General features: G+C 69.3%; 17 protein-coding genes and 1 pseudogene. 14 read left to right on the top strand and 4 right to left on the bottom strand.

What is annotated here, in order from left to right; all coding sequences use genetic code 11:
- The first annotated feature begins 136 nt into the window (after positions 1-136).
- Together HNR24_RS07325 and HNR24_RS07320 are read left to right on the top strand one after the other, a co-directional pair.
- Positions 137-1,030 (top strand): hypothetical protein, encoded by an 894-nt coding sequence (locus tag HNR24_RS07325; protein WP_182495446.1) that lies wholly within the window; start codon positions 137-139, stop codon positions 1,028-1,030.
- A 26-nt stretch (positions 1,031-1,056) separates the two neighbouring features.
- Positions 1,057-1,644, top strand: a complete 588-nt coding sequence (locus HNR24_RS07320) for a twin-arginine translocase TatA/TatE family subunit (protein ID WP_182495445.1) — start codon at positions 1,057-1,059, stop codon at positions 1,642-1,644.
- 118 nt (positions 1,645-1,762) lie between these two features.
- Here HNR24_RS07320 and HNR24_RS07315 read toward each other — a convergent pair whose 3' ends face one another.
- Positions 1,763-2,893, bottom strand: coding sequence for an Mrp/NBP35 family ATP-binding protein (locus HNR24_RS07315; protein ID WP_083504758.1), 1,131 nt, complete (start codon positions 2,891-2,893; stop codon positions 1,763-1,765).
- 87 nt (positions 2,894-2,980) lie between these two features.
- Between HNR24_RS07315 and HNR24_RS07310 the strand changes: the two genes are divergently transcribed.
- Positions 2,981-3,979: a YflT domain-containing protein gene (locus tag HNR24_RS07310; protein WP_182495444.1), complete on the top strand. Its 999-nt coding sequence runs from the start codon at positions 2,981-2,983 to the stop codon at positions 3,977-3,979.
- Between the two features lie 155 nt (positions 3,980-4,134).
- Here the strand turns inward: HNR24_RS07310 and HNR24_RS07305 are convergent, their stop codons facing one another.
- Together HNR24_RS07305 and HNR24_RS07300 are read right to left on the bottom strand one after the other, a co-directional pair.
- A complete protein-coding gene (locus tag HNR24_RS07305) occupies positions 4,135-4,410 on the bottom strand; it encodes a GlsB/YeaQ/YmgE family stress response membrane protein (protein WP_179441778.1) in 276 nt (91 codons plus the stop codon).
- A gap of 161 nt (positions 4,411-4,571) precedes the next feature.
- The gene (locus HNR24_RS07300) at positions 4,572-6,164 is read right to left on the bottom strand and encodes an aminopeptidase P family protein (protein WP_182495443.1); all 1,593 of its coding nucleotides are present in this window, start codon (positions 6,162-6,164) and stop codon (positions 4,572-4,574) included.
- An 84-nt stretch (positions 6,165-6,248) separates the two neighbouring features.
- Between HNR24_RS07300 and HNR24_RS07295 the strand changes: the two genes are divergently transcribed.
- The 9 genes from HNR24_RS07295 (at position 6,249) to HNR24_RS07255 (ending at position 13,963) form a co-directional block, all read left to right on the top strand.
- On the top strand, positions 6,249-7,097 hold the full coding sequence (locus HNR24_RS07295; protein WP_058888382.1) for a PHP domain-containing protein: 849 nt from the start codon (positions 6,249-6,251) through the stop codon (positions 7,095-7,097).
- A 55-nt stretch (positions 7,098-7,152) separates the two neighbouring features.
- On the top strand, positions 7,153-7,803 hold the full coding sequence (locus tag HNR24_RS07290) for a TetR/AcrR family transcriptional regulator (RefSeq protein WP_058888383.1): 651 nt from the start codon (positions 7,153-7,155) through the stop codon (positions 7,801-7,803).
- A gap of 107 nt (positions 7,804-7,910) precedes the next feature.
- A complete protein-coding gene (locus tag HNR24_RS07285) occupies positions 7,911-8,144 on the top strand; it encodes a DUF3107 domain-containing protein (RefSeq protein ID WP_058888384.1) in 234 nt (77 codons plus the stop codon).
- 11 nt (positions 8,145-8,155) lie between these two features.
- Entirely contained in the window at positions 8,156-9,853 is a 1,698-nt protein-coding gene (locus HNR24_RS07280; RefSeq protein ID WP_179441782.1) for a DEAD/DEAH box helicase, read from the top strand.
- An 11-nt stretch (positions 9,854-9,864) separates the two neighbouring features.
- Positions 9,865-10,770 (top strand): DNA-methyltransferase, encoded by a 906-nt coding sequence (locus tag HNR24_RS07275; RefSeq protein ID WP_179441783.1) that lies wholly within the window; start codon positions 9,865-9,867, stop codon positions 10,768-10,770.
- Positions 10,767-11,600: an ABC transporter ATP-binding protein gene (locus tag HNR24_RS07270; RefSeq protein ID WP_182495442.1), complete on the top strand. Its 834-nt coding sequence runs from the start codon at positions 10,767-10,769 to the stop codon at positions 11,598-11,600. Before HNR24_RS07275 ends, HNR24_RS07270 begins: the two co-directional genes overlap by 4 nt.
- Positions 11,597-12,274 carry an ABC transporter permease gene (locus tag HNR24_RS07265; protein WP_179441785.1) on the top strand — a complete coding sequence of 226 codons (678 nt, stop codon included), beginning with the start codon at positions 11,597-11,599 and terminating at the stop codon, positions 12,272-12,274. Before HNR24_RS07270 ends, HNR24_RS07265 begins: the two co-directional genes overlap by 4 nt.
- Complete coding sequence (locus HNR24_RS07260) at positions 12,271-12,963, top strand: ABC transporter permease (protein WP_179441786.1); 693 nt, start codon at positions 12,271-12,273, stop codon at positions 12,961-12,963. The genes HNR24_RS07265 and HNR24_RS07260 overlap by 4 nt, the downstream gene beginning before the upstream one ends.
- A 94-nt stretch (positions 12,964-13,057) precedes the next feature.
- Positions 13,058-13,963, top strand: coding sequence for an ABC transporter substrate-binding protein (locus HNR24_RS07255; RefSeq protein WP_058888390.1), 906 nt, complete (start codon positions 13,058-13,060; stop codon positions 13,961-13,963).
- A gap of 287 nt (positions 13,964-14,250) precedes the next feature.
- On the opposite strand, the pseudogene HNR24_RS07250 reads toward HNR24_RS07255, so the two are convergent.
- Positions 14,251-15,579, bottom strand: a pseudogene (locus HNR24_RS07250) (glutamyl-tRNA reductase); the annotation flags it as partial.
- A gap of 59 nt (positions 15,580-15,638) precedes the next feature.
- Here HNR24_RS07250 and hemE point away from each other — a divergent pair.
- Both hemE and hemG read left to right on the top strand, forming a co-directional pair.
- Entirely contained in the window at positions 15,639-16,859 is a 1,221-nt protein-coding gene (gene hemE, locus HNR24_RS07245; protein ID WP_182495440.1) for a uroporphyrinogen decarboxylase, read from the top strand.
- Positions 16,860-16,870: 11 nt separating this feature from the next.
- On the top strand, positions 16,871-18,463 hold the full coding sequence (gene hemG, locus HNR24_RS07240; RefSeq protein WP_182495439.1) for a protoporphyrinogen oxidase: 1,593 nt from the start codon (positions 16,871-16,873) through the stop codon (positions 18,461-18,463).
- Positions 18,464-18,488 lie beyond the last annotated feature (25 nt).

Here is an 18,488-nt window from a genome sequence, read left to right as displayed (position 1 = left end):
AATGAGAGGAACCGGGCGCCGGCATCGGCAGGCACGTCCGGCGCCGTGGAGCCCGCGGTGACGGGTCGGACCCCGAGTGACGTTGAATGTCCAAATTTTCAGCTTCTGCCCAGTTCTACACTTCATGATAGTTAGGATGACCAGGCTCGATCGTAGTACTCCGTCCGCTCGCGGAGGCGGCACCGGTGAGTCACACCGTGGCTGGCAGCGCGGAGCGGTCGCTCAGGAAGCCACCCGGCCGCGCGCCGGGTGGCTTGTGGCGCTGGCCCTGCTCGTGCTGGTGCTGCTCGGAGTCCTCATCTTCGTGACCGCCTGGGTGGTGGGAGGCAGGGCGCTTCCGCAGATCAATTCGGTGCAGTCTCTGCTGCCGCAGGGCTCACAGTCCAGCCAGCAGGAAGCCGAGGGTCTCACCCACGACGGCGTCGTCGAGGCGCCGATCACCAGCACGGACCTGAACCTGATCCCGGTGGACGCCGCCGATGCGACGCTGCCCGGAGCCCCGGAGAGCACTCAGATCCAGCAGATCCCGCTGGAGAACCTCAACGAGCTCAAGAGCCTGGGCTGGTCCGTGCCGCATCTCTCCGGCTTCGGCCTGGCCACCGAGTACGCCGAGACCGGAGTGGTCGATGGCATACGCACCGTGCAGGTGCGGCTGACCGACGGCGAGCACCGCCTGGACATCTCCGAGACCCGCCCGGAAGATGCCGAGTTGGAGCTTGCGTCGCTGGAGTCCAAGCTCGGCGAGGTCGTGGACACCTCCGCCGCCGCCCGGGAGACCCTCACCCTGCGCACCGGCGATGACTGCGAGCTCTACGTGTCTGAGGACTCTAAGGAGTGGACCGCGGCGATGGAGAGCGCTCGGGTGCAGTACGTGGTCACCTCCGATCTGCCCACAGAGACTGCGGAGCAGATCTCGAACTGGGTGATGGCCACCGACCGCTCCCGCGTGCAGGTGCTGCCGATCGTTCCCTCCGGCTCCGAGCGGCTTGAACGCGGCTTCGAAGAGCTGCTGGACTGGCTCACCGACTGAGCCGACGCTGAGGGTAGGGTTGAGCTGTGCCTGGTATCAATGCCTACGAGTTCGTGATCCTGATCGTGCTCGCGCTCGTCATCCTCGGACCCGAGAGGCTTCCGCAGTATGCCCGGAATCTGGCCCGCTGGGCCCGCCAGGCGCGGGACCTCGCCGAGGACGCCAAGGGCCGTTTCAAGGATGAGACCGGCACCGACTTCGACGACGTGGACTGGAAGCGCTACGACCCCCGGCAGTACGATCCGCGGCGGATCATCCGTGACGCCCTGAGCAACGAATACGGAGACGACTTCCGGGAGACCCGTTCTGCGGTGACCGGGACGCTGGACTCGGCTCGCGCGGCGACGGACCCGCGCGAACTCTTCCGCAGCAAGAACGGCTCCACACCCGGCGCCCGCAGCGGCGCCGCCTCCAGCGGGGGCGTCTCGCCCGCCGCAGCTGCCGCCAGCGGCGCCATCGCGGCCGGGATGGCCGGAGCTGGCGCGCCGCGGGACCCCGCCGCGTCAGCCACACCGGACCCCGCCGCGTCAGCCACGCCGGAGGTCGCCGCGAACGAGGATCAGGCGGAGGCGCCCACCGCAGTCAAGGCTCCCTTCGACAGCGAGGCCACCTAGGCGCCCACCCCTCACCTCACGCGTTTTACCCCGCGATGCGTGGAATACCTCCCCGACGGTCACCCCGGTACATCACATACGCGCAGGTAAAACGCTGGGGCAGGGGAGCAGGGGTGAATCAGGCGGGGCTGATCGGGAGCTTGCGCCCGCTGAAGCCGCGCGGCTGCACGGCCAACCGGGCGGCGATCTCGCGCAGCGCGGATCCGGCCGGGGAGTCAGGGGCTGAGAGCACCACCGGCTCGCCGTCGTCGCCGGCCTCGCGCAGGTTCATGTCCAGCGGCACCGAGCCCAGCAGCGGCACCTCGGCCTGAAGGGACTCGCTGAGCCGGTCTGCCACCAGCTGGCCTCCGCCGGAGCCGAAGAGCTCGAAGCTGGAGCCGTCGGGCAGTGTCATCGGGCCCATGTTCTCGATCACCCCGGCCACGCGCTGCTTGGTCTGCGAGCTCAGCGCGCCGGCCCGCTCGGCCACGTTGGACGCCGCGGCCTGCGGGGTGGTGACCACCAGCAGCTCGGAGCCGGGCAGCAGCTGGGCCACTGAGATGGCGATGTCCCCGGTGCCCGGGGGCAGGTCCAGCAGCAGCACGTCTAGATCGCCGAAGTGCACGTCGGTGAGGAACTGCTCCACCGCCCGGTGCAGCATCGGACCGCGCCAGGCCACGGCCTGGTTGCCCTCGACGAACATTCCGATCGAGATGGTCTTCACCCCGTAGGCCACCGGCGGCAGGATCATCTCATCGAGCCGGGTGGGCTTATCGGTGATCCCCATCAGATCCGGGACGCTGAACCCATGGATGTCCGCGTCCACGATCCCGACCTTCAGCCCCTGCGCGGCCATCGCGCAGGCCAGGTTCACCGTGACCGAGGACTTGCCCACCCCGCCCTTGCCGGAGGCGACGGCGTAGACCCGGGTCAGGTTCTCCGGCTGCGCGAAGTGATTGACCTTCCCTGTCTCCCCACCCCGGAGGTGGTCCTTCAGCTCGGCCCGCTCCTGGGGAGTCATCACGCCCAGCTGCACCGAAGCGGTGGTGACTCCCTCAGCGCGCACCGCGGCCGCGGTGACGTCTTCGACGATCCGGCTGCGCATCGGGCAGGCCTCGATGGTCAGCTTGACCCCCACCTGCGCGGCACCGGATTCGTCCACACTGATCTCGCCGACCATGCCCAGCTGGGTGATCGGCAGGCGCAGCTCCGGATCGATGACCTCGTTCAGGCGCTGGCGGATGCGTTCGGTGATGGCAGGATCAGACACCGCCCCAGTCTACGAGCCAGCACGCTCTGTGACCTCGCCGGTCTCTTCAGGGCTCCGCCACAGGCATGCACCTGAGATGATGTGGACATGTCGATCAACGCTGGGACCAATGCAGGCGCAATGAACACCTCGGGGCTGCCGCGCGGTGAGCTGCTCGGCCGGTACCGCTCCTATGAAGACGCCCAGAAGCTGGTGGATCACCTCACCGCGGCGGAGGACTTCGACGTCAAGGCGCTGAGCATCGTGGGTAACGACCTGCGCTCGGTGGAGCATATCCGCACCCGTCTGACCTACCCACGGGTGGCGCTCGGGGGCGCCGCGCAAGGCGCCATGTTCGGCGCCTTCATCGGGCTGATCCTCTACCTGTTCAGCCCCGAGGCTGCCATCTACAACCTGTTGTTCTCGGTGGTGCTGGGCATGGCGATCTGGATGATCATCGGGGTCCTGGGCTTCGCCATGCGCAAGGGGAAGCGGGAGTACGCCTCCTCCTCTCAGCTGGTGGCGACCACCTTCGACGTGGTCTGCGAGTTCTCGGCGGCGCACCGCGCCCGGCAGCTGGTGCCCGGCGCCGGTGTGATGAGCCTGAACGCCTATAACGATCCGACCACCCAGGCGTCGGCACGGCTCACGCCCGCCGCACCGGCCCGCACCGGTTCAACCCCCGCCGGTTCCGGCAGCGCCGCCTCAGCTGCCACGCAGCCGGTCGCCGCGCCGCCGCAGACCGGGTCGGGAGAGCAGCATCAGGGCAGCCAGGCAGCCGGAGGCCCAGCGCTCGTCCAGCCGCCCGCAGCCGCACACACGCCGGGACAGGACGCTCAGGGGCCCGACGCCGAGGGCCAGGATGCCCAGGGGCAGGACGCACCTGAGAAGGAGACGACGACGGCGCCCGGCTCGGCTCCCGGCCAGCCCACGGCGGGGTACAACGACCTTCCTGACGGGCGCCCACGCTACGGGGTGCGCGTGCCCGCCGCAGAGACCCCCGCTGAGGGCAGCGCCCCCGAGGCCGCTGACGGAGGGCCGGAGCAGGACGCGGAGCGTCGCCCTGTCGATGATTCCAAGGACGCTGAGGACTCTTCGCACCGCTGAGGGCGGCGGCCAGAACCGGAGGGAACGTGTCTGTAGACACGAAGACGCCCCGCTCATCCGATGCTCCGTGGAGCCCGGGCGAGCGGGGCGCTTCTGTGTATCTGCGCTTCAGTGCGGTCCTGGCTCAGTCATGAGCCGCGCCGCGCTGAAGTGGTTCAGACGGTCTTGCTGCCGCGGCGACCGGTGATGGCCTGCCAGATGAAGGCCACCAGCACGCCGCCACCGATGGCGAAGAGCCAGGTGGCAAGGTCGAAGAACGAGTCGTTGACGTTGATGCCGAAGACGGCGGAAGCGATGAAGCCGCCGACCAGTGCGCCGAGCACACCGGTGATCAGTGCGGCGATCCAGCCACCGGCCTGCTTACCGGGCAGGATGAGGCGGGCGATGGCGCCGGCGATGAGGCCCAGAACGAGCCAAGCGATGATTCCCATGAAAATTCCTCCTGTGATTCTTGAACCTGACAGGTTCGACTCATTCCAGCCTAACGCCTGAAACCCAGCAGTCATGAACGCTTAGTCGCTGACAGAGATCGGCTTGATCACAGTTCTATCACCGCCGTAGCACACTTCTTCTCGGCTTGAGATCAGGATCTTCAGGAATTCCAGATGCCCTGCATCCAAGCTTCAATCTCCTGCGCGGTGCGCGGAAGCGCTGCCGAGAGGTTCTCGGCGCCGTCCTGGGTGACCAGCACGTCGTCTTCGATCCGCACTCCGATCCCGCGGAACTCCGCAGGCACCGCGAGGTCTTCGTCCTTGAAGTAGAGACCGGGTTCGATGGTGAACACCATCCCGGGCTCCAGCACTCCATCGAGGTAGAGCTCCCGCTTGGCCTGGGCACAGTCATGGACATCCAGTCCCAGGTGGTGACTGGTTCCATGCGGCATCCAGCGGCGGTGGTGCTGGCCGGTCTCGTCCAGGGCCTCCTCAAGGCTGACCGGCAGCAGTCCCCAGTCATCGAGGTGCTCGGCGAGGACCTTCACCGCAGCCGCGTGGATCTCGCGGAACCTGATCCCGGGGCGGACCACGGCGAAGGCGGCATCCGCCGCGGCGAGCACCGCGTCGTAGATCTTCTGTTGGACCGGGGAGAACTCCCCGCTGACCGGAAGCGTGCGGGTGATGTCTGCGGTGTAGAGCGAGTCCGCCTCCACTCCGGCGTCGAGCAGGAGCAGGTCCCCGCGTCGCACCGCGCCGTGGTTGCGGATCCAGTGCAGCACCGTGGCGTTGTTGCCCGCAGCTGCGATGGTGTCATAGCCGAGGTCGTTGCCCTCCAGGCGGGCCCGGGCGAAGAACGCGCCCTCCACGATCCGCTCGCCGCGGGCGTGACCGGCTGCGCGCGGCAGGGCGGCGACGACGTCGTGGAACCCGGCGATCGTGGCGTCCACAGAGACGCGCATCTGTGAGATCTCCCAGTCGTCCTTGATGAGTCGCAGCTCGGAGAGCGCCTCGGCGAGCTCGCCGTCGAAGGCGTCGGAGGTCTCCAGGTCCACCGTGGTGTTGATCCGTGAGGTGTCCACCAGGGCGTCCACGTCCAGGTCCACCTCCCGCAGCAGACGGATCCGGGTGCCGCCGAACTCCACCGGCCCGGCGTTCTTGGTCACCGCCACCTCCAGGGCCCCGGCATCTGCGGTGCGCAGCCCGAGTCGCTGCGAGAACTCCTCAAGACCCGGACGGGGGCCGATCCAGAACTCGCCGTGGCGGGCATCGGCGTAGAACTCCTGGGTGTCGCGTCCCGCCATCGGCTTGAAGTACAGCGTGACCTCATGTCCGGAACCGTGATCCCCGGTCCCTTCATCCACGGGTTCGAAGACCAGCACCGCGCCGGGCTCATGGTCCACCCCGAGCCCGGAGAGGTGGGCGAAGGCGGAATGCGGCCGGAACCGGTAATCGGTGTCATTCGAGCGCACCTTGTGCGGACCGGCGGGGATCACCAGACGCTCTGCGGGGAACCGTGCTGAGACCGCGCCGCGCCGGGCGGCAGCATACTCGGCCACCTCGTCACGTTCATGGTGCACCGTCTCCGCTGGAGCCCAGCTGGAGGCCATGAACTCCTGGAACGCCTCCGAGGTGGGCCGCTGGGAACGGTTGTTCACCCGGTCCCCGAGATCCTGCCCCTGCTCGGGGGTGAAGCCCGCCGCGGAGGCGGGGGAGACGACGTCGAACTCTTCCTGCTTCTCTGAACTGGTCATGGGATCCAGTCTAGGCGGGGGCTCGACGTCGGAGCTGGGTCACGGCACCCGGGCCGGCCGGGGCTGGCCGGTAGGCTGAGGAGCATGAGCGTGGACCTGCACACCCATTCATATGTCTCCGACGGCACCGAATCTCCGGCGGCGCTGGTCGCCGCCGCGGCGGCCGCGGGACTGCAGGGACTCGCGCTCACCGATCACGACACCACCTCGGGCTGGGACGAGGCGATCGACGCCGCGAACCAGCACCGAATCGCCCTGCTGCCCGGGATGGAGATCACCACGCTGACCGAGAACGGGATCAGCGTCCACCTGCTCAGCTACCTCCACGACCCGCAACACCCCGACCTCTCCGAGGCCGTGGCTGCGGCCCGGGACGGTCGGCTGCACCGGGCGCGCCGGATCGCTGACCGGCTCTCCGTGGACTTCCCGCTGACCTGGGAGACCGTGGAGCAGCATGTCAGCGCCGGGGCCACCGTCGGGCGGCCGCACCTGGCTGACGCCCTGGTCGGCATCGGAGCGGTGGTAGACCGGCAGGAAGCCTTCGACCACCTGCTGCACGCCGCCTCTCCCTACTACGTGGGCCAGGACAACATGCACCCGGTCACGGCGATCCGGCTGGTGCGCGAAGCCGGGGGAGTCCCGGTCCTGGCCCACGGCATGGCCTCAGCGCGCGGCCGCACGGTCAGCGGCGAGCAGCTGGAGGAGATGGTCGCGGCCGGTCTGGCCGGCGTGGAGGTCTACCACCGGGACAACCCCGAATCGGGCCGGGAGGTGCTCCGCGGGCTCGCGTCCCGCCACGACCTGCTGATCACCGGATCCTCGGACTATCACGGCACCGGGAAGGACAATCGGCTCGGGGAGAACACCACCGACTGGGAGACCGTGGAGGCGCTGTGCGCCCTGGCCACCGGCACCGCGCCGATCCGCCCCTGAGTCCCAGAACCCACGACGGAGGCGGCCCCGGCGCGGCCCGCCATAGACTGTGCCCATGACTCAGAGCATCAGCGACCCGGCAGGAGTCGTGCGGGCCAAGCGGCTGCCCCGGGAGAAGCGGCGCACCCAGCTGCTGGAAAGCGCGCTGCAGGTCTTCGTGGCCAAGGGGTATCACGGAGCGTCGATGGACGACATCGCCGAGATCGCCCAGGTCTCCAAGCCGGTGCTCTACCAGCACTTCCCGGGCAAGCACGAGCTCTTCCTCGGGCTGCTCGACACCCACCTGGGTGCCCTGGAGCATGAGCTCACCCAGGCGCTGGCGAGAAGCGAGGACAACAAGGACCGGGTGCAGGCCACCATGGGCGCCTTCTACGAGTTCATCTCGCGCAAGGATGAGGCCTACCGGCTGGTGTTCACCTCCGGGATGGACAACGACGACGAGGTCGAAGACCGGCTGGAGCGCTTCCATGACGATATGGCCGGGGCGATCGCGGAGGTCATCGCCGATGACACCGGCCAGCCGATGGCCGAAGCGACGATGCTCGGCCACGGGCTGATCGGCATGGCGCTCTCCGCCGCCCGGCACTGGAGCCGACTCTCCGAACGCCCGGACCGAGAGGTCTCCGCCCAGCTGACCGCGCGTTTGGCTTGGCGCGGAATCTCGGGCTTCCCGAAGGAGCCTGAAAGCACGCAGAGCGCGCAGTAGGTAGACTTCAGGCAGGTAAACCCGCCCGCTTCTCCCGCACGCGCCCGCTCCCGGGCACATGTGGGACTCCTCGAAGTGGGCGCAGCCCACAGATTCAAGGAGTTGGCATGGAAGTACGTATCGGCATTCAGCACGTCTCCCGCGAGATCGTCATCGAGACCGACGCCAAGCCTGAAGAGATCGAGCAGGCCGTGGCCGCCGCCATCGAAGGCGCGCAGTCGCTGCTCAGCCTGGAGGACCGCCGCGGCAAGAAGATCGTGGTGCCGGTCGCCTCCATCGGCTACGTGGAGATCGGCTCCGACACCAAACAGACTGTGGGCTTCGCCGCCGCAGTCGCCTAATGAAAGAACCTATGACTGAACAGAGAACCGAGTCCTCGGCCGCCGAGACCGACACCACCATCGCGGCAGCCGACCCCGAGCTCGCCGAGGCCGTTCAGGCCTCCAGCCTCACCTTCGCAGACTTCAACGTCCGCCCCGAGATCGTCGAGGCGCTCGCCGCCAAGGGAATCACCACCCCCTTCCCGATCCAGGCCGAGACCCTGCCGATCGCGCTCGGCGGCTACGACATCATCGGTCAGGCCAAGACCGGCACCGGCAAGACCCTGGGCTTCGGCATCCCCGCCATCCAGCGCGTCACCAGCCCGGACGACGCCGGCTATGACGACCTTCCGGCCCCCGGGGCGCCCCAGGCGCTGATCGTGGCGCCGACCCGTGAGCTCGCCGTGCAGGTGGCCTCCGACATCAAGGTCGCCTCGGCGCGCCGCGGCATCCGGGTCGCCACCATCTACGGCGGTCGCGCCTACGAGCCGCAGATCGAAGAGCTGGACCGCGGCGTCGAGATCGTCGTGGGCACCCCCGGTCGCCTGATCGACCTGCACCGGCAGCGTCACCTGAAGCTGAAGAACGTCAACATCGTGGTCCTCGATGAGGCCGATGAGATGCTCGACCTCGGCTTCCTCCCCGACGTGGAGACCCTGCTCTCCGCCGTTCCGGAGATCGGACGGCAGACCATGCTGTTCTCCGCGACCATGCCCGGCCCGGTCGTGGCCATGGCGCGGCGCTACATGACCAAGCCCACCCACATCTCGGCCGCAGATCCGCTCGATGAGGGCATCACCAAGAAGGACATCCGGCAGCTGGTCTACCGGGCGCACCACCTGGACAAGGACGAGGTCATCGCCCGTCTGCTCCAGGCCGAGGGCCGTGGTCGCACCATCGTGTTCACCCGGACCAAGCGTCAGGCCGACCGGCTCTCCGCCGAGCTGCAGTCCCGCGGCTTCGCCGCCGGCGCCATCCACGGCGACCTCGGCCAGGGCGCCCGCGAACAGGCCCTGCGCGCCTTCCGCAACGAGAAGATCGACGTCCTGGTAGCCACCGACGTCGCCGCGCGCGGCATCGACGTCACCGACATCACCCACGTCATCAACCTCACCGCCCCCGAGGATGAGAAGGCCTATCTGCACCGGGTGGGTCGCACCGGGCGCGCCGGGAAGACCGGCATCGCGGTGACCTTCGTGGACTGGGAGGACATGCCCAAGTGGAAGCTGATCGACAAGGCGCTCGGACTGGGCATCCCGGAGCCGATCGAGACCTACTCCTCCTCGCCGCATCTCTACGAGGACCTCGACATCCCCAAGGGCACCAAGGGGCGCCTGCCCCGGCATAAGCGCTCCAAGGCCGGTCTGGACGCCGAGGAGCTCGAAGACCTCGGCGGCCCTGAGAAGCGCCGGTCCAGCGGCGGACGCGGGGACCGCGACGGCGGCCGAGGTTCACGTGCCAAGGGTGGACGCGGCGGGCGCGATTCCGAGAACGGCGGACGCGGTGAGCGAGAGTCGGGTCAGGGTTCTCGCTCAGCGGCACCACGCAGCCGGAACCGTCGCCGCACCCGCAGCGGTGAGGACAGCGCCTCCGCGTCCCAGCAGCAGGGCCAGTCGGCTCCCGCCGAGGCGTCCTCCGCGAGCTCTGATTCGCCCACGCAGCCCAGGCGGCGGCGTCGTCGTCGCGGCGGCTCCGGCTCGGGCGGCGAGAACGCCTCCAGCGAGAGCTGAACGGCACCGATGTGAGTGCCGGTCAGGGCGCTGCGGCGCGCGGCGGCGGCTTCGACCCCGGCGGCGCCTCGCAGGTGCTCGAGGGGGAGAACCTCGAGCTGCTGCCGCAGCTTCCCGACGGTGCCTTCACGGTGATCTACCTGGACCCGCCCTTCAACACGGGGCGGGCCCAGCGGGCCACCAAGACCACCAACACCCGGCGTCCCGACGGTGAGGGCAACCGGGTGGGCTTCGCCGGACGCAGCTATGACACGGTCCGCCGCGCGCTGGCTGAATACGACGACTCCTTCACCGACTACTGGGAGTTCCTCGAGCCCCGGCTGCTCCACGCCTGGCGCCTGCTCGCCGAGGAGGGCACGCTCTACCTGCACCTGGACTACCGCGAGGTGCACTACGCGAAGGTGCTCTGCGACGCGATCTTCGGGCGGGAGTGCTTCCTCAACGAGATCATCTGGGCCTATGACTACGGCGGGCGCACCAAGAAGCGCTGGCCCACCAAGCACGACACCATCCTGGTCTATGTGAAGAACCCGTCGCGGTACATCTTCAACGCCGAGGCCGTGGACCGGGAGCCCTATATGGCGCCCGGGCTGGTCACCGCGGAGAAGGTCGCACGCGGCAAGCTGCCCACCGACGTCTGGTGGCACACCATCGTCTCGCCCACCGGGCGGGAGAAGACCGGGTACCCCACGCAGAAACCTGTGGGACTTGTCCGCCGGATGGTCCAGGCCTCCTCGAACCCGGGGGACTGGGTGCTCGACTTCTTCGCCGGCTCCGGGACCCTGGGGGCGGTGGCCGCGGAGACCGGGCGGCGCTTCATCTGCATCGATTCTTCGCCACAGGCGCTGGATGTGATGGAGAATCGTCTGGGCGAGCATGCGCAGGTCCACCGACAGGCACTGATGGAGGCGTCATGATCGAATTTCGACAGGTCACCAAGACCTACCCGGACGGGACCGCCGCGGTGAAGGACTTCAGCCTCACCGTGCCCTCGCACACCACCACCGTGCTGCTGGGCTCCTCCGGCTGCGGGAAGACCACCCTGCTGCGCATGGTCAACCGGATGGTCGAGCCGAGCTCCGGCGCCGTGCTGATCGACGAGGAAGACGTCGCCGACGCCGCCCCGGTCGCCCTGCGCCGCCGCATCGGCTACGTGATGCAGCACTCCGGGCTGCTCCCGCACCGCCGGGTGATCGACAACATCGCCACCGTGCCGCGGCTCAACGGCGCCTCCCGCGCCGACGCCCGGGCCCGAGGCTACGAACTGATGGAGATCGTCGGGCTCGACGCCTCCCTGGGCGTGCGCTACCCCGGGCAGCTCTCCGGTGGTCAGCAGCAGCGCGTGGGTGTGGCCCGCGGGCTGGCCGCGGACCCCAACATCCTGCTCATGGACGAGCCCTTCGGGGCGGTGGACCCGCTGGTGCGCGTGGAGCTGCAGCGCGAGCTCTCCCGGGTCCAGTCGGAGCTGAAGAAGACCATCATCTTCGTCACCCACGACATCGACGAGGCGCTGACCCTCGGGGACCAGATCGTGGTGCTCAAGGCCGGTGGCGAGGTGGCCGCCGCGGGAACCCCCGCGGAGCTGGTGCAGAACCAGCAGGATGAGTTCGTCTCCCGCTTCCTGGGACTGGACTCGGGCCGACGCTCGCTGAACGCGGCCACCGCCGAGGACGGCGGCTGGCTGATCTCCGACGCCCAGGGTCGGCCTCTGGGCGTGGTGGACCCCCAGCCGGTGCAGCGCCCATGACCTGGATCTTGGACAACCTCCCGCGAATCGGGGAGCTCACCCTGGCGCACCTGGCGCTGAGCCTTCCCGCGGTGATCATCGCCTTCGTGCTCTCCATCCCGCTGGCCTGGGGTGCCAACCGGGTCCGGGTGCTGCGCGAACCGGTGCTCACCGGGACCGGGCTGCTCTACGCCATTCCCTCGCTTCCGCTGTTCATCCTGCTTCCCGCGCTGATCGGCACCTCGGTGCGAGACCCGCTGAACGTGGTCATCGCGCTCTCGATCTTCGGGCTGGCGCTGATGGTGCGCTCCGCGGCTGAGGCGCTGGACGCGGTCACCGGTGACATCCGCACCTCGGCCACCGCGATCGGCTTCTCCGGAATCGGACGGTTCTTCACCGTGGAGCTGCCGCTCGCCGGACCCGCCCTGCTCGCCGGTGTGCGGGTGGTCTGCGTGAGCTCGATCAGCCTGGTCTCGGTCAGCGCCGTGCTCGGGGTCAGCTCACTGGGCTCGCTGTTCACCGACGGGTTTGCACGCAACATCGTGGGCTCGATCCTCGCCGGGATCCTGATGACCGTGGTGCTGGCGCTGATCTGCGACCTGCTGCTGGTCCTCGCCGGGAGGCTGCTCATGCCCTGGCAGCAGGGCCGCCGCCGTCGTCCGCTGCTGGCACGGGCGCGGGAGGTCTCCGCATGAGCAACATCCTCGAAGCCCTGGAGTGGCTGCTCACCGCAGAGGCCTGGGCCGGGCCTGGCGGGCTCTGGGCACGCTCCCTGGAACACCTGGCATACACCCTGCTGGCGCTGGGGATCTCGGCTGCGGTCGCGCTTCCGCTGGGCCTGGCGATCGGTCACACCCGCAAGGGACGCGGCATCGCGATCGTGGCCACCGGCGCCGCCCGCGCGCTGCCCACGCTGGGTCTGCTCACCCTGGTGGCGCTGTTCACCGGCATCGGGCTGACCGCTCCGATGGTCGCGCTGGTGGTGCTGGCCGCGCCCTCGGTGCTCGCCGGCGCCTATGCCGGGGTGGAGTCGGTGAACCAGGCCACCGTGGATGCCGCACGTGCCCAGGGCATGAGCGGCTGGCAGGTGCTGACCCAGGTGGAGATCCCACTGGGGCTCCCGCTGATCCTCAGCGGACTCCGGCTCGCGGCGCTGCAGGTCATCGCCACCGCCACGCTCGCCGCCTATGTCGGCGCCGGGGGACTGGGCCGCCAACTCTTCCTGGGGCTGCAGACCTATGACTACTCCGTGATGCTCGGGGCCTCTATCGTGGTGATCCTGCTGGCGATCCTGGTCGACGGCGCCTTCGGACTGGGGCAGCGGCTGCTGCGCAGGGTCCCGGGACTGGCCGGCACGGCGCCCGCGAATGTGACTGCCCGCTGATCACACACTGCGCGTGAGCTGGAGTTTCTGCGAAGATCTCCCTCAGGACAAGTTGCCGCCGAAGTGGGAGCTGCCAAGAGAAAGAGGACCAGACATGAGGACCACCGGACTGTGGGTCACAGGAACCATCGCCGCTCTGGCGCTGACCGGCTGCGGCGGCGGAGATCCGCTCGCCGAGGACGGCGAGTCAGAGGCGGAACAGGGCGAGGCTCTGGTGATCGGCTCCCAGCAGTACTACTCCAACACCATCATCGCCGAGCTCTACGCCCAGGCGCTGGAGGCCGAGGACATCGAGGTCGAGCGGGAGTTCGAGATCGGTCAGCGGGAGGTCTACGTCTCGGAGATCGAATCCGGCGCCATCGACATCTTCCCCGAATACGCGGGGAACTTCCTGCAGTACTACGACGCCGAGGCCGAGGCCGCCACCCTGGAGGAGATCACCGCCGCTCTCGAAGAGGCGCTGCCCGAGGGTCTGCGGGTCCTGGAGCCTGCCGAGGCCACCGACCAGGACAGCTTCGTGGTCACCTCGGAGTTCGCCGAGGAGAACGATCTCACCGAGGTCGCCGACCTCGCCGGGATCGAGGATCTGCGCATCGCGGCGAACTCCGAGTTCGAGACCCGCCCCTATGGCCCGGATGGCCTCCAGGACGTCTACGGGGTGGAGATCAGCGTGGTCACCGTCCAGGACTCCGGTGGACCGCTGACCGTGGACGCCCTGCTCAGCGGGGACGTGGAGGTCGCTGACATCTACAGCGCCGATCCGGTCATCGAGGCCGAGGACCTCGTGGTGCTCGAAGACCCCGAGGAGCTGGTGCTGCCGCAGAACGTGCTGCCGGTGGTCTCAGAACGGGTCGACGACGCCGCAGCCGCCGTGCTCGACGAGGTCAACGCCGCGCTGACCAGCGAAGAGCTGATCTCGCTGAACAGCCAGAGCGTGGACGAGCAGGCCGATCCCGCCGACGTCGCCGCCGAATGGCTCAGCGAACAGGGCCTGGACTGACCTGAGGCACCGGGAGGGATCACCTCCCGTGCGTGGAAAAATCGTAGACCTGTGGTGGATCGTAGAGCTCTAGCCCTACGACAGACCCGCAGGTCTACGATTTTTTTCGTCTCAAGGGGCAAGCCCGACGCGGACCAGCCTGAAGCAGCAGCTCAGCTGGCGCGGCGGATCTGCAGACCGCGCACCGCGTCGATGCGTTCGATCGCGAACTCTCCCGGGCGGTGGTGCTGGCAGAACCCGCCGGCGGGGACCTTGGTGAGGTAGCTGGCCATCTGCGCGAGCTCAGCGGCGGAGAAGTCCTCCGCGCGGCGTCGCTTCGCCGGGGTGGCGCGGGCGGTCTCGGCGCGCACCGGGACCTCGATGCCGTGCAGGTCCTGCAGGGCGCGCACGTAGTCCTCGGTGCGCCCTTCGGCCGCCATCTCGCGGGCCCGCACGGTGGGGGTGTGCAGCATCTTGCGCACGATCCGGCGCACCGCGAACTCCACCTCCTCGGCGGCTCCGGTGCAGCCATGCTGCTTCCGGATCTTGTTCATCTCCTCATCGAGCAGCTCCTGGGTGTGTCGCCGCAGCGCCACGATGGCGTCGTCGGCGCTGCGTTCCCGGCGCTCGCTGAGGTAGGTCTGCACCGCCGAGGCCACGACGTCGCGCGCCTCCTGGACCGAGTCCTCGGTCTCCCCGGGGGCGGCCATCTTCACCGACTCCAGGGTGATCAGGTCCACCCCGTCGAGTTCGGCGACGTCGGGATCGAAGTCATGGGAGAGCGCCAGGTCCACCACGGTCAGCGGCTTCACCCGGGGAGAGCTCCCGGTGAGTCCGGCCAGGTTCTCGACCTCCCGGGCGGTGATCCGACGGTTCCCGCCGGAGCAGCCGATGATCACATCGGCCTCACGGAAGGCGGCGGGGAGCTCCTGCATCTGCAGGGCCCGGGCACCTCCGGCGCGCTCGGCCACGAAGTCTTCGGCCCGGCCCGAGCCCGAGAAGACCCCGATATCGGTGACTCCGCGTTCCACCAGCTGGGCCAGCGAGGTCCCGGAGTAGGCTCCGGTGCCGATCAGCACGACCTTGGCCCCGGGGTAGAAGGCGGCGCCGTCTCCGCGCATGTCTCCGGCGATGTCCAGGGCCACCGAGACGATGGAACGTCCGCGGGAGCCCAGCGCCGTGCGGGTCCCGACGTCCTTGGCGGTGCGTGACGCGGTCTCGAAGAGCTTGGTCAGGTTTCCGGAGATGGTGCCGGCATGCTGGGCGTCAGCCAGGGACTTGCGCACCTGACCGGCGATCTCGCGCTCCCCGATGACGGCGGAGTCCAGACCGGCCCCGACCTCGAAGAGATGGGAGACGGCGTCGTCCTCCACCAGGGTGCGGAAGGAGCGTCCGACCAGTTCGCGGTCCAGGCCTGAGGTCTCGGCGACCACGTCGAGCAGCTGTTCCCGGGTGGTCTGGACGTCGTCGTGGGAGGACCCGGTGGACTCGGCGTAGATCTCCATGCGGTTGCAGGTCGCCAGCGTCACGGCAGGCATATGTACGGATCCGGCCAGTTCGGCCGCTCCTGAGCTGAGCGTGCCCACCGTCTCGAGGTCCAGCTCCGAGTGGGTGGCAACGAGGGAAATGAGTACCACGACGTCATCGATTCTACAGCGGGTCGAACTGTGCCGCCGAAAAGTGGAGAATGTGGCATATGACTTCTGGAACTTTCGCGGGCATGGCCGCGTCCTCCCCGGCCACCGGCTCGGTCACCGCGATTCCGCGGGCTGCCGTGCGTTCTCAGGGCCCCACCGGGCAGCTGCCTCAGGACCACCCGCTGCTCACCGGGCTCACCGCTGACTCTGCGCTGTTGAATCAGTATCGCGGCGGGCGTAACAGTGCGGGGGAGATCACACGCCCGCACCGCCGCCCCGTGTGGTTCATGCGCCAGGCCGGCCGCTCGCTGCCGGAGTACCGGGCGCTACGCGAAGGCACCACCATGTTGGATTCGTGCCTGGACCCGACGCTGGCCTCGGAGATCACGCTGCAGCCGGTGCGCCGGCACGACGTGGACGCTGCCATCTTCTTCTCCGACATCGTGATCCCGCTGCGTCTGGCCGGGATCGACGTGGAGATCCAGCCCGGGGTGGGTCCGGTGCTGGGCTCCCCGGTGCGGACCCGCGTCGACGTCGACGCCCTGCCCACGCTCGACGACGCCGCGTTCGCCCCGATCACCGAGGCGGTGAAGCGCACCGTGGCCGAGCTCGGCTCGACCCCGCTGATCGGCTTCGCCGGTGCCCCGTTCACCCTGGCCGCCTACATGGTCGAGGGCAGGCCCTCCCGGGACCACCTGGGACCGCGGACCATGATGCACGCGGACCCCGAGACCTGGAACGCGCTGGCCGCCTGGGCCGCGGAGGTCTCCGGCCGGTTCATGCGCGCCCAGCTGATGGCCGGGGCCTCCGCCGCGCAGCTCTTCGACTCCTGGGCCGGATCACTCGGCCGCGAGGACTACGCCCGGCACGTGCTGAGCCACTCCGCCGAGGCCTTCACCCACGTCCAGGACCTGGGCGGCACCACGCCCGAGGGTCACCGGGTCACCGCCCCGCTGATCCACTTCGGCACCGGCACCGGGGAGATCCTGGACCTGCTGCGCGCGGCCGGCGCCGACGTCGTCGGGGTGGACTACCGGCTGAACCTCGCCGAGGCCACCCGCCGGGTGGGCGCGGAGACTCCGCTGCAGGGCAACATCGACCCGGCCCTGCTGCCCGCCGACTGGTCTGTGCTGGAGGGTCACGTCCGGTCGATCATCGCCGCCGGTTCCGGCGCCGCCGGACATGTGCTCAACCTCGGCCACGGGGTGCCCCCGGAGACCGACCCCGAGGTGCTCACCCGGGTGGTCAGCCTGATCCACGAGATCGGCTACGAGGACTGAGCCTGCGCTGAATGAACGCCCAGAGCAACGCCTCGATGAGTGAACCCGTGACCGCAACTGTGCGCCCGCCGCACGTGGTGGTGGTCGGCGGGGGCATCGCGGGGCTGATCGCGGCCTGGGATCTGGCGCGCGCCGGGGCCACGGTGCAGATCTTCGAAGCCTCAGACCGGCTGGGCGGCGCCATCGGCGCCCACGTGCTGGGCGGGGTGGCCTACGACGCCGGAGCCGAGGCCTTCGCGACCCGCTCACCAGTGGTGCCGCGGCTGCTCTCGGAGCTGGGCCTGGATGAACAGGCGGTGGCCCCGCAGCACACCGCGGCCTGGCTGCAGCTGCCGGATCTGGCCGCCCCGCTGCCGGCCACCGGGATCCTGGGGATTCCCGCAGACCCGCTGGCGCCGGATGTGGTGGCCATCCTGGGCGAGGCAGAGGCGCGCCGAGCCGCGGCGGACCTGACCACCTCGATGCAGAACTGGGCCGAGATCTCCGAGACCAGGGTCGGGCAGGTCACCCTGGGCGAGGTGGTCCGGGATCGGATGGGTCAGGCCGTGCTGGACCGGCTGGTCACCCCGATCGTCTCCGGAGTCCATTCGGCGCATCCTGACGACCTGGATATGAACAACGCCGCGCCGGGACTCTTCGAGGCGATGCTGCGCGAAGGCTCCCTGGCCCGTGCGGTGGCGCTGGTGAAGTCCAAGGCGCCACCCGGGTCGGCGGTGAACTCGCTCTACGGCGGGCTGCACCGGCTGGTCCTGGCCCTGGAGCAGGAGCTCCGCCAGCTCGGCGCGGAGATCCAGCTCAACACGCAGATCACCGACCTCGTCGCGCTCGCAGCCGGGACCGGCCCAGACGGCGTCCCGGGACGCACGTCCGCGCCGGATCACGTGATCCTCGCTCTGGACGCGCCCGCCGCGGTCCAGCTGGTCTCCGGGGTCGTTGACCTGAGCGGCCTTGATCTGGCCGGACTGCTCCCGGAGCAGGCTGCCGGCGCGCAGGCGGTCGGCGCGCAGGCGGTCGGCGCGAAGGCGGCGGGCCCCGGCGTCGCCCTGGTCTCGATGATCCTGGACGCCCCGGAACTCGATGACCACCCCCGAGGCACCGGTGTGCTGGTGGCTCCCCAGGTGAGCACCATCGCGGCGAAGGCGATGACACACATCAGTTCGAAATGGGAATGGGCGGACACCGCCGTGACCCACGCCCACGGGCCCGGGCACCATGTGGTGCGGCTGTCCTACGGCCGGGTGGGGGAGACCCATCAGGATGCCCTGGGGGCAGACTCCAGCGACGAGGATCTGCTGCGCGCGGCCACCGTGGACGTCGGGTCGCTCTTCGGGGTCCCGATCGAACCGGAGCAGATCCTCGAGGCCAGCGTGATCCGGTGGCGCCGGTCACTGCCGCAGACCTCCGCCGGGCACGCCGAACGCATCGCCGCGCTGCGCGACCGATTGACCCAGACCTCCCAAGCTGGGGCCCCGCAGGATCCGGGCAGCGGAGTCCGGCTCCCGGAGATCCACATGATCGGCGCCTGGTTCGCCGGCACCGGGCTGGCCCGAGTGGTGCCCGACGCGCGCGCCGCCGCCGCGACGATCCTCGCCTCAGGCCGCTGAGCGGTCGGTCACTTTTTTCGACGTC

Origin of the sequence: Nesterenkonia sandarakina, assembly GCF_014138825.1 — a bacterium.
Classification (GTDB): domain Bacteria; phylum Actinomycetota; class Actinomycetes; order Actinomycetales; family Micrococcaceae; genus Nesterenkonia; species Nesterenkonia sandarakina.
This window is presented reverse-complemented; position numbering and strand designations above follow the sequence as displayed.

Excerpts from the sequence above, each read along its gene's own strand:
- HNR24_RS07325 (WP_182495446.1), top strand. The coding sequence starts at position 137 with ATGACCAGGCTCGATCGTAGTACTCCGTCCGCTCGCGGAGGCGGCACC.
- HNR24_RS07310 (WP_182495444.1), top strand. The coding sequence starts at position 2,981 with ATGTCGATCAACGCTGGGACCAATGCAGGCGCAATGAACACCTCGGGG.
- HNR24_RS07305 (WP_179441778.1), bottom strand. The coding sequence starts at position 4,410 with ATGGGAATCATCGCTTGGCTCGTTCTGGGCCTCATCGCCGGCGCCATC.
- HNR24_RS07300 (WP_182495443.1), bottom strand. The coding sequence starts at position 6,164 with ATGACCAGTTCAGAGAAGCAGGAAGAGTTCGACGTCGTCTCCCCCGCC.
- HNR24_RS07295 (WP_058888382.1), top strand. The coding sequence starts at position 6,249 with ATGAGCGTGGACCTGCACACCCATTCATATGTCTCCGACGGCACCGAA.
- HNR24_RS07290 (WP_058888383.1), top strand. The coding sequence starts at position 7,153 with ATGACTCAGAGCATCAGCGACCCGGCAGGAGTCGTGCGGGCCAAGCGG.
- HNR24_RS07285 (WP_058888384.1), top strand. The coding sequence starts at position 7,911 with ATGGAAGTACGTATCGGCATTCAGCACGTCTCCCGCGAGATCGTCATC.
- HNR24_RS07280 (WP_179441782.1), top strand. The coding sequence starts at position 8,156 with ATGACTGAACAGAGAACCGAGTCCTCGGCCGCCGAGACCGACACCACC.
- HNR24_RS07270 (WP_182495442.1), top strand. The coding sequence starts at position 10,767 with ATGATCGAATTTCGACAGGTCACCAAGACCTACCCGGACGGGACCGCC.
- HNR24_RS07265 (WP_179441785.1), top strand. The coding sequence starts at position 11,597 with ATGACCTGGATCTTGGACAACCTCCCGCGAATCGGGGAGCTCACCCTG.
- HNR24_RS07260 (WP_179441786.1), top strand. The coding sequence starts at position 12,271 with ATGAGCAACATCCTCGAAGCCCTGGAGTGGCTGCTCACCGCAGAGGCC.
- HNR24_RS07255 (WP_058888390.1), top strand. The coding sequence starts at position 13,058 with ATGAGGACCACCGGACTGTGGGTCACAGGAACCATCGCCGCTCTGGCG.
- hemE (WP_182495440.1), top strand. The coding sequence starts at position 15,639 with ATGACTTCTGGAACTTTCGCGGGCATGGCCGCGTCCTCCCCGGCCACC.
- hemG (WP_182495439.1), top strand. The coding sequence starts at position 16,871 with ATGAACGCCCAGAGCAACGCCTCGATGAGTGAACCCGTGACCGCAACT.